This is a genomic window from Lysinibacillus sp. NPDC097162 (assembly GCF_044762185.1).
Taxonomy (GTDB): domain Bacteria; phylum Bacillota; class Bacilli; order Bacillales_A; family Planococcaceae; genus Lysinibacillus.
The window spans coordinates 1,130,173-1,151,632 of the sequence record NZ_JBIWDT010000001.1; the positions used below are offsets into that span (position 1 = coordinate 1,130,173).

The 21,460-nt window shown below is 36.6% G+C and carries 22 protein-coding genes; 17 read left to right on the top strand and 5 right to left on the bottom strand.

Annotated elements, in window-relative coordinates; genetic code table 11:
• The first annotated feature begins 36 nt into the window (after positions 1–36).
• Together ACIQXW_RS05495 and ACIQXW_RS05500 are read left to right on the top strand one after the other, a co-directional pair.
• The gene (locus tag ACIQXW_RS05495; RefSeq protein ID WP_402760323.1) at positions 37–777 is read left to right on the top strand and encodes an urease accessory protein UreH domain-containing protein; all 741 of its coding nucleotides are present in this window, start codon (positions 37–39) and stop codon (positions 775–777) included.
• A gap of 79 nt (positions 778–856) precedes the next feature.
• Positions 857–1,180, top strand: a complete 324-nt coding sequence (locus tag ACIQXW_RS05500; protein WP_401018317.1) for a YnfA family protein — start codon at positions 857–859, stop codon at positions 1,178–1,180.
• A 234-nt stretch (positions 1,181–1,414) separates the two neighbouring features.
• On the opposite strand, the gene ACIQXW_RS05505 is transcribed toward ACIQXW_RS05500, so the two are convergent.
• The 3 genes from ACIQXW_RS05505 to ACIQXW_RS05515 all read right to left on the bottom strand — a co-directional run bounded on the left by ACIQXW_RS05505 (position 1,415) and on the right by ACIQXW_RS05515 (position 4,624).
• A complete protein-coding gene (locus ACIQXW_RS05505) occupies positions 1,415–2,173 on the bottom strand; it encodes a class I SAM-dependent methyltransferase (RefSeq protein ID WP_402760325.1) in 759 nt (252 codons plus the stop codon).
• 158 nt (positions 2,174–2,331) lie between these two features.
• The gene (gene nhaC, locus ACIQXW_RS05510; protein WP_402760327.1) at positions 2,332–3,720 is read right to left on the bottom strand and encodes a Na+/H+ antiporter NhaC; all 1,389 of its coding nucleotides are present in this window, start codon (positions 3,718–3,720) and stop codon (positions 2,332–2,334) included.
• A 136-nt stretch (positions 3,721–3,856) separates the two neighbouring features.
• On the bottom strand, positions 3,857–4,624 hold the full coding sequence (locus ACIQXW_RS05515; RefSeq protein WP_402760329.1) for a sulfite exporter TauE/SafE family protein: 768 nt from the start codon (positions 4,622–4,624) through the stop codon (positions 3,857–3,859).
• A 385-nt stretch (positions 4,625–5,009) separates the two neighbouring features.
• Here ACIQXW_RS05515 and ACIQXW_RS05520 point away from each other — a divergent pair, with 385 nt between their 5' ends.
• The 8 genes from ACIQXW_RS05520 to ACIQXW_RS05555 all read left to right on the top strand — a co-directional run bounded on the left by ACIQXW_RS05520 (position 5,010) and on the right by ACIQXW_RS05555 (position 12,369).
• Positions 5,010–5,633, top strand: a complete 624-nt coding sequence (locus tag ACIQXW_RS05520) for a DUF47 domain-containing protein (RefSeq protein WP_401018311.1) — start codon at positions 5,010–5,012, stop codon at positions 5,631–5,633.
• A gap of 18 nt (positions 5,634–5,651) precedes the next feature.
• On the top strand, positions 5,652–6,668 hold the full coding sequence (locus ACIQXW_RS05525) for an inorganic phosphate transporter (protein ID WP_401018309.1): 1,017 nt from the start codon (positions 5,652–5,654) through the stop codon (positions 6,666–6,668).
• A gap of 440 nt (positions 6,669–7,108) precedes the next feature.
• Complete coding sequence (locus ACIQXW_RS05530) at positions 7,109–7,807, top strand: response regulator transcription factor (protein WP_401018307.1); 699 nt, start codon at positions 7,109–7,111, stop codon at positions 7,805–7,807.
• On the top strand, positions 7,804–9,252 hold the full coding sequence (locus tag ACIQXW_RS05535) for a sensor histidine kinase (protein ID WP_402760331.1): 1,449 nt from the start codon (positions 7,804–7,806) through the stop codon (positions 9,250–9,252). The genes ACIQXW_RS05530 and ACIQXW_RS05535 overlap by 4 nt, the downstream gene beginning before the upstream one ends.
• A complete protein-coding gene (locus tag ACIQXW_RS05540) occupies positions 9,249–10,319 on the top strand; it encodes a LolA family protein (protein WP_402760333.1) in 1,071 nt (356 codons plus the stop codon). The genes ACIQXW_RS05535 and ACIQXW_RS05540 overlap by 4 nt, the downstream gene beginning before the upstream one ends.
• A gap of 10 nt (positions 10,320–10,329) precedes the next feature.
• Complete coding sequence (locus ACIQXW_RS05545) at positions 10,330–10,551, top strand: hypothetical protein (protein ID WP_401018303.1); 222 nt, start codon at positions 10,330–10,332, stop codon at positions 10,549–10,551.
• 122 nt (positions 10,552–10,673) lie between these two features.
• On the top strand, positions 10,674–11,177 hold the full coding sequence (locus tag ACIQXW_RS05550; protein WP_402760335.1) for a sigma-70 family RNA polymerase sigma factor: 504 nt from the start codon (positions 10,674–10,676) through the stop codon (positions 11,175–11,177).
• A complete protein-coding gene (locus ACIQXW_RS05555) occupies positions 11,170–12,369 on the top strand; it encodes a hypothetical protein (RefSeq protein WP_402760337.1) in 1,200 nt (399 codons plus the stop codon). Before ACIQXW_RS05550 ends, ACIQXW_RS05555 begins: the two co-directional genes overlap by 8 nt.
• A gap of 25 nt (positions 12,370–12,394) precedes the next feature.
• Here ACIQXW_RS05555 and ACIQXW_RS05560 read toward each other — a convergent pair whose 3' ends face one another.
• Entirely contained in the window at positions 12,395–12,583 is a 189-nt protein-coding gene (locus ACIQXW_RS05560; RefSeq protein WP_402760339.1) for a hypothetical protein, read from the bottom strand.
• Between the two features lie 228 nt (positions 12,584–12,811).
• On the opposite strand from ACIQXW_RS05560, the gene ACIQXW_RS05565 reads away from it, so the two are divergent.
• The 5 genes from ACIQXW_RS05565 (at position 12,812) to ACIQXW_RS05585 (ending at position 17,949) form a co-directional block, all read left to right on the top strand.
• Positions 12,812–14,257: a tetratricopeptide repeat-containing diguanylate cyclase gene (locus ACIQXW_RS05565; protein ID WP_402760341.1), complete on the top strand. Its 1,446-nt coding sequence runs from the start codon at positions 12,812–12,814 to the stop codon at positions 14,255–14,257.
• 257 nt (positions 14,258–14,514) lie between these two features.
• A complete protein-coding gene (locus tag ACIQXW_RS05570; RefSeq protein ID WP_401018298.1) occupies positions 14,515–15,030 on the top strand; it encodes a sigma-70 family RNA polymerase sigma factor in 516 nt (171 codons plus the stop codon).
• Positions 15,017–15,685: a TIGR04104 family putative zinc finger protein gene (locus tag ACIQXW_RS05575; protein WP_402760343.1), complete on the top strand. Its 669-nt coding sequence runs from the start codon at positions 15,017–15,019 to the stop codon at positions 15,683–15,685. Before ACIQXW_RS05570 ends, ACIQXW_RS05575 begins: the two co-directional genes overlap by 14 nt.
• 115 nt (positions 15,686–15,800) lie before the next feature.
• Entirely contained in the window at positions 15,801–16,352 is a 552-nt protein-coding gene (locus ACIQXW_RS05580) for a biotin transporter BioY (RefSeq protein WP_401018295.1), read from the top strand.
• A 13-nt stretch (positions 16,353–16,365) separates the two neighbouring features.
• On the top strand, positions 16,366–17,949 hold the full coding sequence (locus ACIQXW_RS05585) for an amidohydrolase (protein ID WP_402760344.1): 1,584 nt from the start codon (positions 16,366–16,368) through the stop codon (positions 17,947–17,949).
• Between the two features lie 55 nt (positions 17,950–18,004).
• Here ACIQXW_RS05585 and ACIQXW_RS05590 read toward each other — a convergent pair whose 3' ends face one another.
• Positions 18,005–18,214 carry a restriction endonuclease subunit S domain-containing protein gene (locus ACIQXW_RS05590; RefSeq protein WP_402760346.1) on the bottom strand — a complete coding sequence of 70 codons (210 nt, stop codon included), beginning with the start codon at positions 18,212–18,214 and terminating at the stop codon, positions 18,005–18,007.
• A gap of 343 nt (positions 18,215–18,557) precedes the next feature.
• On the opposite strand from ACIQXW_RS05590, the gene ACIQXW_RS05595 reads away from it, so the two are divergent.
• Together ACIQXW_RS05595 and ACIQXW_RS05600 are read left to right on the top strand one after the other, a co-directional pair.
• Positions 18,558–20,327 (top strand): glycerophosphoryl diester phosphodiesterase membrane domain-containing protein, encoded by a 1,770-nt coding sequence (locus ACIQXW_RS05595; protein ID WP_402760347.1) that lies wholly within the window; start codon positions 18,558–18,560, stop codon positions 20,325–20,327.
• Between the two features lie 123 nt (positions 20,328–20,450).
• Complete coding sequence (locus ACIQXW_RS05600) at positions 20,451–21,392, top strand: stalk domain-containing protein (RefSeq protein ID WP_402760348.1); 942 nt, start codon at positions 20,451–20,453, stop codon at positions 21,390–21,392.
• Positions 21,393–21,460 lie beyond the last annotated feature (68 nt).

The window sequence follows — 21,460 nt, forward strand, 5'->3', positions numbered from 1 at the left end:
TAGCGGACCATTACTAGGATTGAAGGTGATACAAGCATGTATAGTTTGATGTCAGAAATTAGTCGCTTCGTTAGCGGTCCAATTACTTTATTTTTAAACTCCTATGAACATTCCCCACTAATTATAGCGTTACTTTTAGGGTTAGTTGGCGCCCTAGCACCTTGTCAATTAACTGGCAATATGAGTGCGATTACTTTCTATGGTAATCGTACGATTCAAATGAAAAATAATTTCGGGGAAGTAATATTTTTTATCATCGGTAAGGTCGTTGTGTTTAGTATAATCGGATTATTTGCATGGCTATTTGGTCAATCATTTGAAACGTCAATGACTAGCTATTTTCCGATTTTTAGAAAGGTAATCGGACCAATTATGTTGTTGACTGGTTTTGTCCTAATTGGCATCTTAAAATTCAAATGGCTGCATCAACTGTCAACACGTATCCCGCTTGTATTAAAAGAAGGAAAGTTTGGTTCATTTATAATGGGTGCATGTTTTGCCATTGCTTTTTGTCCTACGATGTTTGTGCTATTTTTCGTTTGGCTTATGCCGACAGTCGTTACAACTTCATATGGCTTTATTTTGCCAGCGATTTTTGGCATTGCGACCTCAGTACCATTAATCTTAATGCTGACACTTATCCATTTGTTTGATACAAAACGCCTTATTATGAAAACAAGTATGAAAATGGGAAGAGTAATACAAATCGTAGCAGGTATAATTTTAATTATCATTGGTGTAACGGATACGATTATATATTGGGGCTTCAATATATGAGGAAGGTAAGTTGAATGTAGGGACAAGCATAAGCAACATAGCAGTAATTTAAATAAGTATAAGAAGAAAGTAGGTAACTATGATTTACGCTATTATATTATTTATCGTAGCAGGTATTGGCGAAATTGGAGGGGGTTATTTAATTTGGCTTTGGCTAAGGGAAGGTAAACCTTTTTATTGGGGTATTTTTGGGGGAGTTGCATTAGCTTTATATGGCGTTGTTGCAACCTTTCAATCATTCCCAACTTTCGGTAGAGTCTATGCAGCATATGGAGGTGTCTTTATTGTGCTTTCCGTATTGTGGGGCTGGGGAATAGATAAGCAAAAGCCAGATATGCTAGATTTAGTTGGAGCTGGCATTTGTATAGTAGGGGTCATGGTCATGTTATGGCCTCGTTCGTAATAAGAAGCGGAGACAATGAGAGAAAGTGTTAGATTGACTACAATCAATCTAACACTTTTTGCTATGACATTGATGTTCGCTACGGCGGGGGCACACCGTAAGCCGCAACCCCCGCTAAAGCGCGGTTTATTGCGTCTTACTATGCGTGCGTTTCCGCAGGAGTCACCGCCTTCGCTACCATCAACTAGTGCTCTCTTCTAATTTTTTATTGATTACAAAATCTTTTCGTTATTTTTAGCCCTTCGTCGCAACAAAACGTAATCGCCAATAATCGGCAATCCATTGCTTGTCCTCATAATAGTTTGGCTTTAACAATTCGTCACATTTAGCGTAAACTAGCTCCTTTTCATCGACACTTAAATGCTGAAGAACGTTATTGCTAAACATGACTAACCAATTGCGTAAGCCATCGTCGCCTTGAAGTGGGGTTGGACGTTCATATAAAGTAATCATTTGAACTGAAAAGCCCGCATTTTCTAGCATAGTTTGATATTCGTCAGCCGTAGGAAAATACCATGGAAAATATTGCTCTTCAAAAGGAAGCTGAAGTTCCTCCATACTTTTTCTAAGTGCCCCTACAATTGAAGCAATATTCCCTTTACCGCCCATTTCTGCAACAAAACGTCCGTGTGGTTTCAGTGCACGGTAAATGTTTTCGATGACTTTGTCCTGTTGTTTCATCCAATGCAGAGCAGCATTTGAAAATACTGCGTCAAACTGATGAGTGTAGTCCATCAAAGCAGCATCTTTTGTTTTGAACGAAAGTGCCGGGAATTTGTGTTGTGCACTTTGAATCATTTCATTGGAGGCATCAATACCTAAAACGACCACATCAAATTGAGCAATTTCATTTGCTAAATCGCCAGTTCCACAGCCAACATCTAAAATATGTTCATGTTTTTGGGGTGCAAGTAAGTTCACTAAGCTTTCCCCGTATTTTGAAACAAAATCATGTTTTTGATCGTATAGATTTGCATTCCATTTTATTGTCATTGTTATTCCAACTCCTTTGCTTTAGCATAACAAAGCTATTTATTGTTCGGAAATGCAAAAAAATCACTGTTTTGATTCCAATTTGGAATGATAGAAATAGAAAAAATCTGCAAGTAATCTACGATGTAATTACGTAGACTGCTAGCAGATTTTTTATGTTAATCTAGTTTTTCAAGCTTTGTTAACGTTTTGCCACTCCAGCCAAATAGTACTGTTAAAATTGGACCGAGTAAACAGAAGAAGGCGAACGGAAGGTAAGTTGTCGTTGATACATCTAGTACACTAGCGATAAAAATTCCGCACACGCTCCAAGGCACAAGCGGATTGACAACAGTACCAGCATCCTCCATTACACGTGATAAATTTTTTGGTGCAAGTCCGACCTTTGCGAACTGAGCTTTAAAAGCTTCTCCTGTAAGCAAAATAGATAGATATTGCTCACCGATTAATGTGTTGACACCAATCCCAGTAAGGGCAGCACCAGTAATAACGGAACCTGCACTTGTAAATAAGCTTTCAACTTTTGCTAAAATACTTTGAATAATACCGAGCGTAAATAGAAGTCCACCCATTGTTAATGCTAGTAAAACGAGCGCAATCGTAAATAGCATACTATTCATACCACCACGCGTCAGCAGGGCATCTACATCCTCATTTCCAGTATTGGATACGTAGCCATTAAAAAGCATTTCGAATACATGGGAAAGTGCAAGTGGTTCTTGAATGTAAGCAAGTCCAACACCAACGATAGAAACAACTGCAAGTGTAATAAGTGCAGGAGCTTTATATAATGTCATGATGACAAGCACAACGATTGGTAGCAATGTATACCAATGAATAAGACCTGTTTCTAGTAATCCTACTTTAAATAGTTCGACTGTTTCAAAAGAAGTATTGGCGCTAGATGGAGATAACAAGGCATACAGTATAAACGAGATAATAAAGGCGGGAATTGTCGTCCAACCCATATTTTTAATATGCTCAAATAGATCAACACCTACCGTACCAGATGCTAGATTAGTCGTATCGGAGAGTGGTGACATTTTATCGCCAAAAAAGGCGCCCGAAACGATTGCACCAGCAGTTATTGCTAATGAAATATCCATTGCACCAGCGATTCCCATAAAGGCAACACCAACTGTTGCGACTGTTGTTAATGAACTACCAACAGATACGCCGACGATGCTACAAATTAGAAATACAATTGCAAAGAAAAAGCTAGGCGAAACAGTTAAAAAGCCGTAGTAAATGAGCGTTGGGATGGTGCCACCCATGATCCAACTGGAAATTAAAATACCGATAAAGAAGAAAATAAAGACAGCGCCTAAACCTGCACTAGCACCAGCGATCATCCCAGATTCAAGCTCACGAAACGGTACTTTTTTAAGCAGTCCATAGGCAATTAAAATCGAAATGACTAGGACAATAGGAATATGGGGCGTTGCCTTTAAATAGCCAATACTAATTGCCATCGTGGCAATAATTAAAAGTGTAATGAAGCAAGCCTCAATAAATCGAGGGTTACTTTTTGCTTCAATTCGAAACATATAAATCCTCCTAAAAATTACTTTTGCGCTTCAATGCGGTGAAGCCCAAAAGTATTATAGCACGGTAACGATTATTGTCAATTGATTGAAAATTCTATCAATTAAAAAGGCAGCGATTAATATCGCTACCTTCTATTTAATGTGAGCCAAAGTAATCCCACGCATTTTTCACAATTAAGATACAAGTCATTATAATAAAAATAATACGCATTATTTTCGTACCGCGTGTTAACGCAAATTTGGAACCTAAAATGGCACCGAAAATCATTACGAAGCCCATCGGTAGACCATATAAAAAATTAACCTGTCCTAAAACTAAAAACATGCCAAGGGCTGCTAAATTCGATGTGAAATTAAATGCTTTTGCATTGCCTGCAGCTTGTAAGAAGTCATTACCCATCATTAATAATATGAATATGAAAAAAGAGCCAGTTCCTGGACCAAAAAATCCGTCATAAAAGCCGATTGTCGCAAAAGCACAAAGAAACCCAAGTTTCTTTCCAATACTTAAAATACGTTGTGTAGGTTGTTGTCCCCAATCTTTTTTTAAAATTGTATAAGTAGCTACAAGTACGAGCATAACAAGCATAAGTGGCTTTAAAATTGAGGGAGACACGAGGTGCACAGTGTAAGCACCAATTAGTGAGCCAATAAAAATAAAGGGTAAGGTTTTTCCAATCTTTTTAAAGTCTACTTTACCTGCTCTCAAAAATGTGAGCATGCTTGTTCCATTACTAATGGTATTCGCAAGTTTGTTTGTCGCAATTGCTGTGCTTGGAGGTAAACCAACTGCCATTAACGCTGGTAAAGAAATTAATCCGCCACCACCAACAATAGCATTCAAAAAGGATGCGATAAAACCAAAAACTAATAATGTTCCGAGTGAAAGTAAATCAATATCCATATAAAGTGATACACATCCTTTTATAATTCATCGCTTTCTTATAAGCGTACTGTGAATGGCTAAAAATAACAATAATGTTTGTTGTTTTAATGAAAAAATTCTTTACAATTCCTTTACATTAAAAAATAGAAAGAAAAAATTTTTTTCAAGTATTTTTATAAAAACTAAAGAAAAATTGTTACATTTCACAGCAAAAACCGTGTTTTTATTAGAAGATTTCCAACGTTTGTAACTTGTTAAAGACCATTAAAATGAAATGTGGCGATTTTTATATTACATTATTGTAAATTCAATTTATTTATCTTTAAAGTTATGTAGAATTATGTAAAGGTTTTGTTATGATAGTTGCAGAAATCGACAATATTTAATCAACAGGAGGAACATAATGTTCAACTCAAGCAAGCAAGATCCATTTTTCCAAGCATTATTAAAAATCTCTCAAAATGTGAAAGAAGGCATTTACTACGCACATAATGCGCGTATTCAAGATAATATTGATGCATTGAAAGAAATTGCCGATACAATGAAACAATATGAAACAAGCGGTGACAAATTAATTCACGAGCTAATTGTAATGCTTAATAAATCATTTATGACACCGATTGAACGCGAAGATATTTTAGCACTAGCAAATAAATTAGATGACGTAATTGATGGGATGGAAGGCTGTATTGCTCATTTTAATATGTATAACTTAACAGAAGTGACAGAGCCGATGCGCCAATTCCTTACTTACATTGCAAAAAGTACAGATGAAATGGTACAAGCAATGGAACTGTTAAATAGTAAAAAGCTTGTTGAAATGCGTAAACATGCAATTCAAATTAAAGATTATGAGCGTGAATGTGATGAAATTTTCCGTTCTTCTATGAAGCAATTATTTATTCAAGAAAAAGATCCAATGCGCATCATCGTATTCAAAGATATTTATGAACAATTTGAAGATATTGCAGATTGCTGCCAAACAGTAGCTAATACAATTGAAACAATAATCATGCGAAATGCGTAAGATGGAGTGTACTAAATAATGGATACAATATTACTGATAACAATATTAGTCGTTATGTTCGCACTTGTATTCGACTTTATTAACGGCTTCCATGATACAGCCAATGCGATTGCAACATCTGTATCAACACGTGCATTAAAGCCTCGCACGGCCGTTTACATGGCTGCGGTAATGAACTTTGTCGGAGCAATTACATTCGTTGGCGTTGCGAAGGCGCTAACGAAAGATATTGTTGACCCTTTCACCTTAAATACTTATGACGGTGATATTACAGGCTCAGTTGTTATTTTAGCGGCATTACTTTCAGCGATTACATGGAATTTATTAACTTGGTATTTCGGAATACCATCTAGTTCCTCTCATACATTAATAGGTTCGGTAGCCGGAGCAGCAATTGCAGCAGCAGGCTTTGATATCCTAAATTACGAGGGTTTCATTAAAATCCTTCAAGCGCTTATTTTCTCACCATTACTTGCGTTTGCTGCTGGTTTTTTAATGATGTCACTATTTAAAGTAATCTTTAAAGATATGAATTTATATCGTACGAATAAAGGATTTCGTACAGTTCAAATCGGTACAGCGGCATTACAGTCATTTACGCATGGTACGAACGACGCGCAAAAGGCGATGGGGATCATTACACTTGCGTTAATCGCAGGTGGTTTGCACCAAGGGGATGATATTCCGTTCTGGGTACGTTTTGCAGCTGCGTGTGCGATGGGTCTTGGGACATCGGTAGGTGGTTACAAAATTATTAAAACGGTGGGTGGTAAGATTATGAAAATCCGCCCAGTGAATGGTGTAGCAGCGGACTTAGCATCTGCTTCGATTATTTTCGGTGCGACGTTAATCCATTTACCTGTATCGACAACGCACGTTATTTCATCTTCCATTATGGGTGTAGGTACTGCACATCGTGTGAAAGGGGTTAAATGGGGTATGGCACGTAAAATTGTGACGACTTGGGTCATCACAATGCCTATCTCAGCAGTTATGGCTGCTACAATTTACTTTATCTTAAGCTTATTTTTTTAAAATAGATTGAAGGAATGCACGATTTACGTGCCTTCCACATTGTTGACAAAAGGCTCAAGAAGTTGAACTCGATGCCTTTTGTCATTTTTTTTGAATTATAATGGAGCTACTCTACTACTTGTTCGGATTGGAGCAGAGAGCGGCGAATCCTGCTTAGAACAGCACAAATTGTAAAACGCAACAAACTACGGGTTAACGAGGGTTACGGCTTATGTGTGCACCCACGGAAAGTTCTTCCCGTAGCGGAAATCAACGGCAGTAGTTTAATTTTTTGAGTTTGTCTACTCAGGAATGCACAACTTATGTGCATTCTTTTTTTGTTTTCTTTTTGATTTGTCCTTGTGAATACAAGAAAGTCCATCTATCGTAATTATAAAGAAAGTATAAAGTTCAGAGTAAATGCAAGAATCCATAGTAAGGTAAGTACAGGAGGAAAACAGATGAGTGAAAAGCTATTACTAATTGAGGATGATCCCGCAATAGGACGTATAGTCAAAGATACGCTAGTACAAGAAGGATATGTAGTCACTTGGGCTACAACAGGGTTAGAAGGGCTAGCAGATTTTCAAGCACAACCATTTGATTTAGTATTAGTCGATTGGATGCTACCTGAAATGGATGGACTTACCGTTTGCCAAAATATTCGTTGGGAAAGTGATGTACCAATATTAATGATGAGCGCTCGTAAAGACGAAGCTGATAAGGTTGAAGGTTTACAAGGTGCTGATGATTACTTAGCGAAGCCTTTTAGCTTGGCAGAATTAAAGGCGCGTGTTGCCTCACATCTACGTCGATGGCAACGCTATAAGAAAATAGAAATTACGGAACATGTAGCTACATTTGCTTTTGGTTTAACAATCGACTGGCAAAAAGAAATAACGACACTTCAAAATAAAGAACTAACCTTAACACAAAAGGAGTTTGCACTGTTAAAACTACTGGCGAAAAACCATGGTCAAACATTTTCAAAGGAAGAGCTATATCAGCATATTTGGCAGCAAGCAAGCGTTGATGAAACACATACAGTAACAGTACATATTAAAGCACTACGAGAAAAACTACAGGATTCTGTTAAAACCCCACATTATATTCAAACAGTTTGGGGCAAGGGCTACCGCTTTATTGGAGAACCGTTATGAAAATTAAATCTTGGCTGCTCATCATGTTTTTCATCGTCATGATTGTACCGATTGGCGGGGCATATGGTTTATACATGTGGATTAATGCCTATTACCATGATAAAAGCTTTGCAGAGTATATGGAAAAATGGACTGAACTAAATCGTGTAAAATCAGTTCTTAACGATCCATCGTTATATACAAAAAATGCTGATTTGCAACAGGTGAAAGTACTGACGAGTGATCAACTTGCTATTACGCTGTACGCTAAATCTGGTTTTGTTTATTATTCTTCTAATCCTTTGAACTCTGGGTTTGTTTCAAGAGAAGTCATAATGAAAAACTTATTTGAATTACAGCAAAAATATAATGCATTTACATACAAAGAACCCATTTATCAAAAAGGTGAATTAGTTGGAATTTATGAAATCCAATTAGTGAGGAAGGACTGGGTTCAAGGTGTAGAGAATCGTTCATGGTTTGTTATTGCAAGCATCATTACACTATTTCTCGCAATTTATATGACCGTGATTCTGTTGCTTAACCGTAAATTGAATCGGCCATTACAAAAGTTAATGCAACAAATGCATGCCTTTGGTAAAGGAAAACATGTAGAATCGGCTATTGCAACAAGAAAAGATGAAATTGGGGAACTTGCAAACACTTTCCTAAGTATGCAAAGTGAAATTGAAACAGCTCGTGCTCATTTAAAAGAAGAACAGCAACAAAAGGAGCTGATGATTGCCAGTATCTCACATGATTTAAAAACACCATTAACATCAATTCAAGCATATGCAGAAAGCTTACAAAATCCTTTACTTTCTTCTCAGATGAAGGAGGAATATCGTGCTGTTATTTTAACTAAGGCAGTGGATATGAAGGAAATGCTAGAAGATTTACTTATGTATACATTGCTTCAATCTACAAGTTATGATGTATCACTTGTTCAAGTGGAGGGGCAGGAATTTTTTGATATGGCGCTTTCTGAATATGAACCACTTTGTCAAAGCAAAGGATTTTCGCTGCGTACATTATGTGAAGTAGAGGGAGCATATGCTGTTCATCCTTCACAAATGCAACGGGTAATTGATAACTTAATGAGCAATGCGACACACTTTGGAACATCGGGCACTACTATTGGTTTAGCGGCTATCAGTAATCGTAAACTCGACTGGGGCTTTGATTTTGTCAATGCAGCGCTTACCCAAAAGAAGGGAATGTATTTAGTTGTGCAAAACAGTGGGGCTGGCGTATGTGAACAAGAAATTAATCAATTATTTGAACCACTGTATCAATCAGATAACGCTAGAACAAAGACAGGACAACGAGGAACTGGACTTGGTCTTAGCATAGCAAAACAAATTATTGAAAAACACGGTGGAACTGTAAATATGGTATCACAACAAGGTGTTGGTACAGCAGTACTCTGCTGGCTACCACTATACAAAGGAGCAGATGAACAATGAACTGGAAACAATCATTTCGTGTAGGAGGATTGGTCGCACTAATGACCATTAGTTTAGTTGGCTGCAATTCAGAGGCATCCTATTCGCCACAAGAGATAATAGATCAAGCATTACAGGAAACAAAAGAGCTAGAAAGCTATTATGGTGAATATACTATGGATATAGATGAAACTGGGGGCGCGACAGTAAAAGAATGGATGAAGGATGGTAAGCGTCGAATTGAAATGTCAGTTGATGATGATCATGTAATTGCAGTCAATGATGGTAAGCAGATTACTACTTTCAGTAAAAAAGAAAATAAGGCTTCGATTATGACATTTGAAAATGGAGAATTAGAAGAATTAATGGGGAAATCGCCAAAAGACAGTGCCCAAGTATTACTAAACATTGTGAAAGACTCCCATGATATTTCAATAGCGGGTGAAGAAAAAATTGCTGGAAGAGATGCTTATCATATTACGGCAAAAGCCAAAAAAAAGAATACGTTACTAGGCGACATTGAAGTGTGGATAGATAAAAAAACGTGGTTGACATTAAAAACAATCACGACGAACGCAGGCAATGTGACGCAACAAGAATATACGAAGCTGGAAGTTAATAAGAAAATAGATGATGCGTTGTTTGCCTTTGATATACCAAAGGGTGCAACAATCGAACAAATTGATACGTTAGATCAGACAGCGCCTACCACAATAGATGAGGTAAAAAAACAGCTAGGTGATTTTTTAATACTACCTGAAGAAAATGGGTTGACTCTATCAACGATACTAGATATGAAAGTAGAAGAACGTCCAGAATTTTCTTTTGAATATGAAAAAGATGAGCAACCTGCATTTTCAGTCTCAGTTTTTAAAGTAGTGAGTAATTTTACTACATTCGGAAGTAATTTGGCGAATGAAGAAGATATACAAGTACGAGGAGAAAAAGGGACATATATGGATTTAGGGGAACTCTTTGTTATTAGTTGGTCTGAGAATGGCTACGAATACAGCATCATTACAGAAAATCCCGAATTAACAAAGGAAGAAATACTAGCATATGCGGAGGAAATGACTATTGTTCAGTGAGGTGAACGGTATGCATAAGGAAAAATTTATTAAATGCTTCGCCCTGTTTTTATTTACTACTGGCTTTTTATATGGTGTCGGTGAAACATATAACATACCATGGCTTGCGTTCCGATTTTTAGGACAGTACGATGCTGAAGGCTTTTATTTTAGCTTCAGTTCACTGATTCCTATCTTTGGCGGCTTGCTCATTGTTGGGATATACGAAACGCTCGTTAAACGATTTATTTAAATATTAGAAAATCCACTATTTGAAATAAAGTGGATTTTCTCTTTTTTGTATATTTATATAAAAAATGTACATACAGTGAAACGGTCGTCTATTGGTAATCGTTTATAGTGTAAGAGGAGGAGGTGGACGGCATTCTTGAAAAAATTATCGATGATCATGCAGAGCATTTGCTTCGCCTCGCTTATTTTTATGTTAAAAATCAGCATGTAGCAGAAGATATTGTGCAAGAAGTGTTTATCAAATTTTCGGAGAATGTATATGAGGAACGTGGACAGCTACGTGCGTATTTATCGAAGCTGACGATTAATAAAAGTAAAGATTATTTAAAAAGCTGGCATTATAAAAAATGTATTTTACAAGATAAACTATTTCTAACACAAGCAAAAAGACAGCGAGATGCGCTAATTGAAGCGGAGGAAAGGTCACAAATTGGAGCGGCAATTCTAAACCTTCCGCTATCATATAGAGAACCGATTCTACTTTATTATTTTGAAGAAATGAAGATTGCAGAAATTGCACAATTGCTTGCAATACCTGAAAATACCGTCAAAACAAGACTAAAAAGAGCACGTGAAGCATTAAAACCACATTTAGGGGAGGAATGGGAGGTGTTACTACATGAATGACGTTAAAAAAGAGCTAATAAAAATGGCAGGGGATATGTTACCGAGTAAAGAACGTGTCAAACAACGTGTTTTACAGCACCATGAAGTCAAACCTAAAAAATCCATTCGCTTTAGAGCAATAGCTACCATTGTTACGCTATGTTTAGTAGCATTCGTCATACAGCTTTTAGATAGTGATAAAAAGCAGTCTGCACCATTATTTAATCAGACCCAGTTCGCCTATTATGAAGATATTTTAAAAATTATTTCGTTTAATCCAGATAGAGAATCTAATATAGAAGAGGCGTATGAGCGCTATGAAAAACGTGTTGCCTCCTATTATTTTGCGCAGTCTCTCGGTATCGAAAGTACAAAAGAGGAGCGCCAGGCAGAAGCAAAAAAGCGCTTCGATGAGTTGCAAATGCTTCAGGAATCACCTGAATATGCCAAGCTTTTTGAAAAACAAGGATTAAAAGGTTACTTTACAAAATATATTGAGCCGATGTTACCAATGATGGTAGCAGAGGAAAAGCTAAAAGCATTTTACATGGAAAAGTATCCTACATTTCCGAGTTTTATAGTGAAGGACATAGCTTCGAGAGAGGCGCTTAACTACTTTAATGCGCATTTTTCAGAACAGGCAAAGGCCTTTCAGGAGGAAGTAGGGTTAAAACATTATTCAAATATTCGTCAAGGTACTCATCATATTGGGACAGTAGTTGCAATTCAAGATAATGCCTTTCTACTTGTTGAAGGGGCTGTTCCAGAGGAGATTGTCAATCTGACGCAGGAACAAATTGTTATAAAATATCAAAACGCTACATGGTATCCACTCATCGGTAATATTTCCTTGCAAAAAGGAGATTATGTAAGTGTTCAGTCAGTAGGCGGAGGCTCGACTGATGAGGATGGATCAGTAAAACGTTATGGCTTAGTAGATGCTATAGAAATTATGGAGCCTACTGTTACAAAAAAACTTAACCTTGAAAATACGGATGAAGTTAAACAATTTCTTCAACAAATAACTTGGAGAGTAAAAGAAGAAAACATTGAGAGACCGCCAAAATATTCTTTTGTTTTAGACGAAGTGCGAGTGGACATTTGGGATGGCTATGGCCATTCACTTTGGCTACAAGCGCCAGAATACGGTGAAATACAACTTAGCCAAGAAAGAGCAGATCAATTAAAAGCGTTATTAAACATTGAAGAATAATGGGTATTTCTCTTTTAATGCGCCTTCAGTCTATTGTTTGAGTGCCTGGCACTAGCAAACGGTATGTAAATTGTAAAAATCCTCTACGCTTTCCGCTCAGTAAACCGTAAGCCGCAACCATCGCCATGCGCGTATGGTTGCGGCTTACATTAATTTTTTGGATAACCCTACTTGCAGTACGATAAAAATTCAAAATTGTTTGAGTGCCTGACACCTAGTTGCTGCCCCCTATTTCACATTAAGAGTAAACCATGCCTTTGTGATGCTTTAAAGCTACATCGGATGATGGTTTTAGCATCAAGTTATAGCGCTCACTGTAAATATTACTATGCTTTAGGTTAAATTGCTCATTAATTGGAAAATAAATAAGGATAAAGAATTGTAATATTTTATAAGCAAATGTAGTATTAAGGGAGTAGGGGTTGAAAAGGGAGGGTGCGGTATGGATTTACAAGAATTTGAAGAACTATGGATTACGCTAGATGAATTATATAGTGCGAATCGCTATTTAGAATATATCGAGTTAAGTAGTGCCGCTATTGAAAGTGCCAATGCGCTTGCATTGTACGATAAAGCAATGCATTTATTACGTTACAGCTGTATTAGCTATTTTCAAGTAGGGGATCTCCAAATATCCATTAATTTACTAGATAAATACCGAGAACTGACTTTTTTATATGGTAATGATATTGACATCATTCAATATTATTCTCTTGCCTCCATTTACTGGGGAACATTCGGGCATTTAAAAAAAGCGGAAGAGCTATTAATGAAAGGTCTAGAAATTGCAGAGCGTATACAACATATAGAAAGCTTGGGGAAGATCTATAATAATTTAAGTGGTTTAGAAATTGAACTCGGTAAATATGCAAAGGCAAAGAGACTGGCATTAAAGAGTTTATTTTACGCCAATGAATTTGAAACGAAACATGATGAACCTTATAAAAGTATTATACACTCTAAGACAAATTTAGCTACTGCGCATATTTGGCTGAAGGAATATGATGAAGCTGATGTTCTAATAAAGGAGTTACTAATGATGGTTAAGGACCCTCCCTATAATAAGGCGCAATTAGAGGTGTTCAATGCCCAAGCATTACTATTTGAAAAACAAGGATATATCGGCGAAGCGATTGATATGTACCAAAAATCGAAGCACTATGCATTGCAAAATAATGATTTATCTTTGTTACAGACCATCTATAATTCATTAGTTAAGCTTATTGAAGAACAGGGGAATAAAATTATTTTAAGTGCCGTGCAAAAGGAATATATTAATATATTATTAGAGATGCAAAGAGAGAATTATACGCAAGTATTATTCGAAATGGAATATAACGATCAAAAGAAGCATCTTGAAAGAACTTCCTACATCGACCCACTTACAAATATATATAATCGTCGCTATTTTGATGAACATGCAAAAGCAATGGTGGAAAGTGCAACAAATGATCAGAAATTAGCTTTACTCATGATTGATTTAGATCATTTTAAATCGATTAATGATTCAAATGGTCATTTATTTGGAGATGATGCTTTAACAATGACAGCCACCACATTGCAACAATTTTTTCAGCCGTACAAATCAATTGTCGCTCGCTTTGGTGGTGATGAATTTATTGTTCTCATTCATTTAAGAGAGGAAGAATCCATCTCTATAATAGCGCAAAATTTATACAAAACATTAACCTCACTTGTATTGACAGTAAATGATGATATTGTCCAATTGGAATTTAGTATTGGTGCTAGCACGAATGAGGATGCTCATATTACAAGTGTAGAGCAATTAATTCATTATGCTGATAGTGCACTTTATACATCAAAACGAAATGGACGTAACCAAATTACGCTCTATAACCAATATAGTAATGTGGGAAATAGTAAATAAAGTATAAAAAGGTAATTTATTAAATGTCCTTTAAATGATTAAGTACGTATCCGTGACCTTTTATGTAAAACATTGAACAATGCTGTACCTCACATGCAAACGTGAGGTATAGCATTGTTCGTGTAAAGGGAGCGGATTTTTGTAGTTATTGGACTAGCTTATTTGAAAAAAGTTTTCTCTATTGAAAAAATTTCATATAAAATGAATCGGAAATAAATTGGGTTACGTCAATAGTTTAGAAAGAAGGTGAGGCAGCAATGGAAATTGAAGAAATTATTGCAGAGCACGGGGATTATCTACTGAAGGTTGCCTACTTATATGTAAAGAATGAAGCAACAGCAGAGGATATTGTCCAAGATGTGTTTATTGCCTTTTATCAAAAGCAGCAGCAGTTTCGACAAGAATCATCATTACGTACATATTTGGTCAAAATGACGGTCAATCGCAGTCACGATTATTTACGTAGTTGGAAAAGTAAACGGCTGTCACTGTTTGAGAAAATATCAGGACGTTCAACGACCGTTACGCCGGAAAAAGAAATTCTCGCTAAATCGTCAAAACAGGAGCTAGTAGAAGCTTTATTTACTTTGTCCGTACAATATAGAGAGGTTTTGATTCTCTATTATTTTGAGGAAATGACAACAGTAGACATTGCCAAGCTTATAAATTGTCCTGAGGCAACTGTGCGCACGAGATTACAGCGAGCAAGAAAGCAGCTAGCAACAGTAATCGCTGACTATGACTGGGAGGTGCTACGCTATGAATCAATTTAAAGAGACCGTGTTACATGAGCTACAGCATGTAAAGCTAGCGGAGGAAAAAAAGAAACGGATTGCACAAAAAGCAAGAGCTAAAAGTAAACATAGAAGTAGTAGCCAACAACAGTATCGAATCGTTCTGGCGACATTTACACTACTTGCTATTGGCTTTAGTGTTCTTATGTCACAAAAAACCGAACAACGGGCAAGACATTCGCAAGGCGCAGCATTACAGCAAGAAACAGAGAGATGGAGCCTTTGGTCGTTATTAGAGCTTGATTGGATAAAGGGGTTGCTCCTCATTAGCATTTTTGTAAGTGTAGCATTAATTATTAAACGTATTTTGCATAAAAAAGGATATGGCTTACCGGTATGTGTTGAATGTGGAGAAATTTGGTCTGCTAAGCAAGTTCGAAAATTGTATTGGAAAAATGGGCAAATGGAATGTCCACATTGTAGTAAAAAGCAATATCGCACAAAAAAGTCGGTACAATTATCCGGCTTACTTAATCTGCCAATACCATTTATCGTGTTTTTAAACCTAGCATTTGATCATTTCTTGATCGGTTTCATATTTTTTATCGCAAGTAGCGTAATTTTTCATTATTTATTACTACCTGATATAGTAAAATTACAAGAGGAAGATCCTAGTAATGAGCCCCTCTGGTAAAATTAAAAGTCTCTTTTTATAGTAATTTGTCAAAATCGATTGACAACTGTTTTTATTTGCATTATCTTTTTGTTAACTTATTTTAAAAGTAGGTTAACAAAAGGGGGATTTTCGTTTGAAGAAAAGTAGTACTTACAATTATGTGTTAGCGGCGTTTGGAGCGGCTATTATTGCAGTTCTTGCGCAGGTAACGATTCCGCTACCACTTATTCCAATTACAGGCCAAACATTAGCAGTAGGCTTAGTTGTCACAATTTTAGGTACAAGACTTGGTACATTATCTGTACTTGTATATATTTTACTTGGCACAGCAGGTATTCCAGTATTTAGTGGTATGTCAGGAGGATATGGTATCGTCATAGGACCAACAGGGGGATATATTGTAGGCTTCCTTGCGGCGGCTGTGTTAATGGGTTTATACTTAAATAAATTTGGCATTACCTTTGTACAAGCAATTATCGCTAACATTATCGGTATGGTAGTGACATTGGCGTTTGGTACAGTTTGGTTAAAAATTGTTGGTGATTTAACATGGACTTCAGCGTTTATGGGGGGAGCTGCTCCATTTATTGTTGTTGGAGTATTAAAAGCAGTACTTGCTGCATGGCTTGGTGTCGTTGTACGTCGACGCTTAGAAAGTGCGCATTTAATCGAAGCAGTAGCATAGGGGGAGTAAATGGATGGCAACACTTTGGACAGGTGGAACAATTTATACGATGGAACGAGCGGGCGAAACTGTTGAAGCAGTTCTTGAAAAAGATGGACAAATTGTGGCGGTTGGCTCCGCTGATAGTTTATTGCCACAAGCTACAACGGTCCGAGATTTACAAGGAAATGTGATGTACCCAGGATTTGTTGATAGTCATTTACATATTATTGGCTATGGCGAAAAATTAATGCATATTGATGTTTCGAACGTAACTAGTAAGGAAGAATTGTTACATATTATTCGTGACCGTATGCAAGGCACATCCGCGGAGCAATGGGTTGTTGCAATTGGCATGAATGAAACAGGCTATACAGAGCCAATTTTCCCAACTCTGTCGGAACTCGATGCGCTTGGTGAAGCCCATCTGATTATTAAACGTAGTTGCCATCATTTAATTTTGGCTAATTCTAAGGCACTAGCATTTGCTGGAATTACAAATGATACACCATCACCAGAAGGTGGCATTATTGATAAGAAAAATGGTCAATTAACAGGTGTTTTAAAAGATACAGCATTATATTTAATTGTTAACCATATGCCATATTATACGCCTGAATATATTGAAGAAGCTCTTCAAAAGTCCGTAGCATCGCTTCAATCTTACGGCTTAGTAGGAGGTCATTCGGAAGATTTAAGCTACTTCGGACCTCCTAGTCAACCAATAAATGCTTATCGAAAAATAGTTGATGCTCAAAAGTCATTTAAAGTGCATTTATTACAACACCATACAGTTTTTGAGGAAGTTGCTATGTTAAACGAGCAATCAACACCATATGTACAATTTGGTGCAATGAAAATATTTGTCGATGGGGCTTTCGGGGGGCGTACCGCAGCTTTACGGGAACCATATTGTGACGATCCAAACAATTATGGTATACTTGTTCATTCTACTTCACAATTAGAGCAGTATGTTCAACTTGCACGTCATTATGGACAAACAGTTGCTGTTCATGCAATCGGGGATTTAGCAATTGACATAATCTTAGATGTTTTCGCAGCATTTCCACCTCGTGAGGGGCAATTAGACCGATTAATTCATTGCAGTTTAGTTGATGATGTTATTTTAGAAAAGTTGGCAGCTTTACCGATAGCTGTAGATATGCAACCACAGTTTGTGCAAGGAGAGTATTTAGCAGAGCTTGTAAAGTTAGGCGAGAAACGCGCACAAGGTCTACATCCTTTAAAATCACTTCTAGACCGCGGACTGATCGTAGCAGGTGGTAGTGACGCGCCAATTGAAGTGCCGAATCCTTTATACGGCATTTATGCTGCAGTGACAAGACGAAATTTTGGTGAAAGCCACGATGGTTTTGGTCCTCAGGAGAAAATTTCGCGCTTCGATGCAGTGCGTCTCTATACAGTAGGCTCTGCTGAAATAATTGCTCAGGAGCATACGAGAGGCAAGATAAAAGAAGGATATAGTGCTGATTTCACCGTATTCGAAGATGATATATTTGAGGTAGATATCGAAAAAGTTCCACATATTCATGTTGCCTATACAGTTGTGGATGGTCGTATCGTATATGAAAATACAAAAAATCGTTGTGAGGCTTAGCCTCACAACGATTTTTTTAGTAACCAAATGTTTCAAATGACTAAAAGCGATTAATCTATCGTCTTTCTGATAGATGCTGCACTTGTCTCTCCAATTGTTTAACGCGTGTCTTAAGTTCATTTATTTGTTGTTGAAGCGTTTCTGGAGGAAGTGGTAGATGGGTAGACTTTCCAATCTTAATCATCTTTATTAGAAAGAAAAACATAGCGCCTAAAACGACAAGAATAAAAATCGTACTAATAATATCACCAATGTAGAATTGCATCTGAATTCCTCCTCCTAATTAGTTGTGATTCTTTATTTACTGAATCGGCTAACAAAAGGTTTCAAAAAAATATAGCTGTACCCCTCAAACATTTATCTCATCATTCGTGACAATTTCTTGCGTTTAACTTGTCTGAACGGAATTCCGCAACTTCTATAAGTTGGGATGAATACTTACATGAGCGTTTCGAGCAGCTCAAAAAATCTGGACGCTACAATATCGAGGCGCAATTTATAACATTTTCTATTTGAAAGATAACTTGAAATGCAAAAATTATCATACGTTATAAGAAGAAATAGCGTGAAACGGCTAGTAACGGTTAGTACGCGACAGGGGTGAGGTAATGCAAAAAGCACGTCAAATTATGCGACAAGCCATCTATAATATTTATACGTATCGTATCGACTATATCCGAGTTTTCATTATGATTCGTGTATTTCAGTTTTTATTAGTAATACCGGTGTCTACAGTCGTTTTGAAGCTAATGCTAAATGTAACGGGCTACACCCACATTACTGAACAAAATATACAAAGCTTTGTTATGCACCCCTTTGTCCTAGCTATGATGCTTCTTTTAGTACTAGTTGTCTTGCTTTTTATTTATTATGAGATGGGTTTTTTATTTATCATGGCTTTTAATCAGCAAAGGGGCATCCATTATCGTTTTCTTACAATGTGGCAGCAATTAAATCGTAAGCTTGTCTACTTTTTTAGCCTGCAAGTTATTTATTTAATCATTTATATTACCCTATTGTTGCCTTTAGCTTCATTTATGCTCCCTCTTACATTAACGCAAGGGATTACATTACCTCACTTTATTACAAATGAAATAATGAGTACACGTATTGGAAGGGTACTTTATGCAGTGGTAGCCAGTATTTTAGTTATAGTAGGTATACGAAGTATTTTGACATTACCAATTTTTACAATACAGCCGAAAATATCTATTCGTCAGTCATTTCTACAAAGCTGGCGTTTTTCAAGACGAGGTTTGGTTGAGTTACTCGTCTTACTGGCAATGATTTTAACAGTTCATCTATTTCTTTTATTAGCTATTACAGTTGTCAGTACATTACCTCTATATTTCTTGGAGCGAAATATGCCGAGTACAGCGCTTGTAACGGCAGGGCTAACACTAGCGTTTTTAGAAATGGTCTTTGTTGTGTTATTTAGTTTGTTGCAAGCAATGTTTTCACAAGTAATGGTTGCCATTACTTATAATACCCGTAATGTGGCAATGCCAAGATATTCTTATAAAGGTAAACGCAATAACGCTTTGCCACTACTGCTTTGTGTTATTTTTTCAATATTAAGCATCATGAATATTTATTCGTTAGAAAAAAGTGTTTACGCACCAGATACAAAAATTATTGCACATCGAGGATACACAGCAGGAAACGTAGAAAACACCATTAGCGGACTTGTTAGTGCGGCCAATGCAGGTGCAGATATAATTGAACTAGATATTCAGCAAACGGTAGATGGGGAATTTGTCGTTTTTCATGATCGTACATTAAGGCGCTTAGCTGGTAAAAATGGAGTTATCGCAAATATGACATTAAGTGATCTAAAAACAATCACTATTTATGAAAATGGTTTAACCGATAAAATTTCATCTTTAGATGATTTTATAGAAATCGCAAAAGCCCTTGATGTAACATTGCTTATTGAACTAAAAGTACACGGTAAAGAAAGGGAAGACCTATTGCCTCGGTTAGTAGAAAAGTTACGAGCCTATAAAGTGCTTGATTCGTACTATGTACAGTCCTCAGATTCACAATTGATGACACAGTTGAAAAATTTAACACCTAATTTGCGGGTAGGAATAGTTTATGCGCTTAATATTGGACCGATAGATGATTTAAATGTGGATTTTATTGCATTAGAAGAATCGTGGGTAAATGAGGACTTAATTACAGTATTAAAGGCACAGCATATGGATCTATTTGTTTGGACATTAAACAAAGATCGTTCATTACAAGAGTTTATTGAGAAAAATGTCTCGGGTGTGATTACGGATCATCCAGATGTAGCATTAGAAATAAGATCAAAGCAAAATGAGCAACAATATTTTTTACAAAGGATATTGAATAGATTGTCCTTTGTTTTCTAGCTCGTTAAATCATTAATTTCCTATATTTAGACGAATATAAAAATAATTTGGCAATAATGTAACCTTTTTCTTTTGAAATCGACTACTTCATTGAATTCTTGAAATGAAGGAGATGTATTTTTTATGAAAATGACTAAGGTCGTACCATTTGCAATGACAGCATTATTACTAGGGAGTGTGGCAATCGCTCCATCAGCATCAGCAAACGGAGGAGAAGCAGTTGTGACAAATGCTACACAACAAGATGAACAAAGCCCACAAGTGCAGCCGATTTTTATAAAAGTAGCTGGTACTATTGAAAATGTAGAAGAACGTAACGATGCGACTTATTATACAACGAAAGATGGAGAAAATACGAACGTATTTGTTGTAAATAAGGACACACTTATTTTTGATAATACGGGGAAAGAAGTAAAGCTTCAAAAAGGAGATAAAGTAACGGCTTATACGTATGCAAATAAGCCAATGCTGATGATCTATCCACCACAATATAACCCTGAAGTTATCATTGTAGAATCGAAAGAAATGGGCAGTGTGACTGTTGACTTTTTCAATAAAGATTTAATAAATACGGATAACAGTCTAAAATTAAACGTTGGGGAAGAAACAGTAGTCCAAAGCCAATCAGGTAAAGAAGTATCAGCTAAAGATTTAGCAGAGCAACATTTACTTGTGTTCTATACAATTACAACAAGAAGTATCCCAGCACAAACACCGCCAACAAAAGTAATCGTGTTAGACGCTACAACTGAAGAACAAGGTGAAGTAGGAGAGGAAACTTCTTCTAATTCAGCAGTTCAAGAAATTATTAAAAATGATTTCTATGATATCAATGGTACAACTATGGTGCCTTTACGATTAATTGCTGAAGAACTTGGCTTTAAAGTAGAATCAACAGGAACTGGCGCAATTATTTCAAAAGGCGCATTATCTTATACAATTACACGTGGTGAAAAAGCATATGGCTACAATAAAGCTCTTCGTCACTTTGAGGTAGCACCTGCTTTATTAGAACCAACAAAAACATATGTACCTGTTGAATTTTTCGAAGAATTAATGCAATAACATATCAGAACCCCCTCCAATGGTTTTTGGAGGGGGTTTTTACTATAAGAAAATTCAGAATTGTTTGG

What these genes read in the sequence shown, in the direction of transcription:
- ACIQXW_RS05495 (WP_402760323.1), top strand. Translation starts at nt 37, where the DNA reads ATGTATAGTTTGATGTCAGAAATTAGTCGCTTCGTTAGCGGTCCAATT.
- ACIQXW_RS05500 (WP_401018317.1), top strand. Translation starts at nt 857, where the DNA reads ATGATTTACGCTATTATATTATTTATCGTAGCAGGTATTGGCGAAATT.
- ACIQXW_RS05505 (WP_402760325.1), bottom strand. Translation starts at nt 2,173, where the DNA reads ATGACAATAAAATGGAATGCAAATCTATACGATCAAAAACATGATTTT.
- nhaC (WP_402760327.1), bottom strand. Translation starts at nt 3,720, where the DNA reads ATGTTTCGAATTGAAGCAAAAAGTAACCCTCGATTTATTGAGGCTTGC.
- ACIQXW_RS05515 (WP_402760329.1), bottom strand. Translation starts at nt 4,624, where the DNA reads ATGGATATTGATTTACTTTCACTCGGAACATTATTAGTTTTTGGTTTT.
- ACIQXW_RS05520 (WP_401018311.1), top strand. Translation starts at nt 5,010, where the DNA reads ATGTTCAACTCAAGCAAGCAAGATCCATTTTTCCAAGCATTATTAAAA.
- ACIQXW_RS05525 (WP_401018309.1), top strand. Translation starts at nt 5,652, where the DNA reads ATGGATACAATATTACTGATAACAATATTAGTCGTTATGTTCGCACTT.
- ACIQXW_RS05530 (WP_401018307.1), top strand. Translation starts at nt 7,109, where the DNA reads ATGAGTGAAAAGCTATTACTAATTGAGGATGATCCCGCAATAGGACGT.
- ACIQXW_RS05535 (WP_402760331.1), top strand. Translation starts at nt 7,804, where the DNA reads ATGAAAATTAAATCTTGGCTGCTCATCATGTTTTTCATCGTCATGATT.
- ACIQXW_RS05540 (WP_402760333.1), top strand. Translation starts at nt 9,249, where the DNA reads ATGAACTGGAAACAATCATTTCGTGTAGGAGGATTGGTCGCACTAATG.
- ACIQXW_RS05545 (WP_401018303.1), top strand. Translation starts at nt 10,330, where the DNA reads ATGCATAAGGAAAAATTTATTAAATGCTTCGCCCTGTTTTTATTTACT.
- ACIQXW_RS05555 (WP_402760337.1), top strand. Translation starts at nt 11,170, where the DNA reads ATGAATGACGTTAAAAAAGAGCTAATAAAAATGGCAGGGGATATGTTA.
- ACIQXW_RS05565 (WP_402760341.1), top strand. Translation starts at nt 12,812, where the DNA reads ATGGATTTACAAGAATTTGAAGAACTATGGATTACGCTAGATGAATTA.
- ACIQXW_RS05570 (WP_401018298.1), top strand. Translation starts at nt 14,515, where the DNA reads ATGGAAATTGAAGAAATTATTGCAGAGCACGGGGATTATCTACTGAAG.
- ACIQXW_RS05575 (WP_402760343.1), top strand. Translation starts at nt 15,017, where the DNA reads ATGAATCAATTTAAAGAGACCGTGTTACATGAGCTACAGCATGTAAAG.
- ACIQXW_RS05585 (WP_402760344.1), top strand. Translation starts at nt 16,366, where the DNA reads ATGGCAACACTTTGGACAGGTGGAACAATTTATACGATGGAACGAGCG.
- ACIQXW_RS05590 (WP_402760346.1), bottom strand. Translation starts at nt 18,214, where the DNA reads ATGCAATTCTACATTGGTGATATTATTAGTACGATTTTTATTCTTGTC.
- ACIQXW_RS05595 (WP_402760347.1), top strand. Translation starts at nt 18,558, where the DNA reads ATGCAAAAAGCACGTCAAATTATGCGACAAGCCATCTATAATATTTAT.
- ACIQXW_RS05600 (WP_402760348.1), top strand. Translation starts at nt 20,451, where the DNA reads ATGAAAATGACTAAGGTCGTACCATTTGCAATGACAGCATTATTACTA.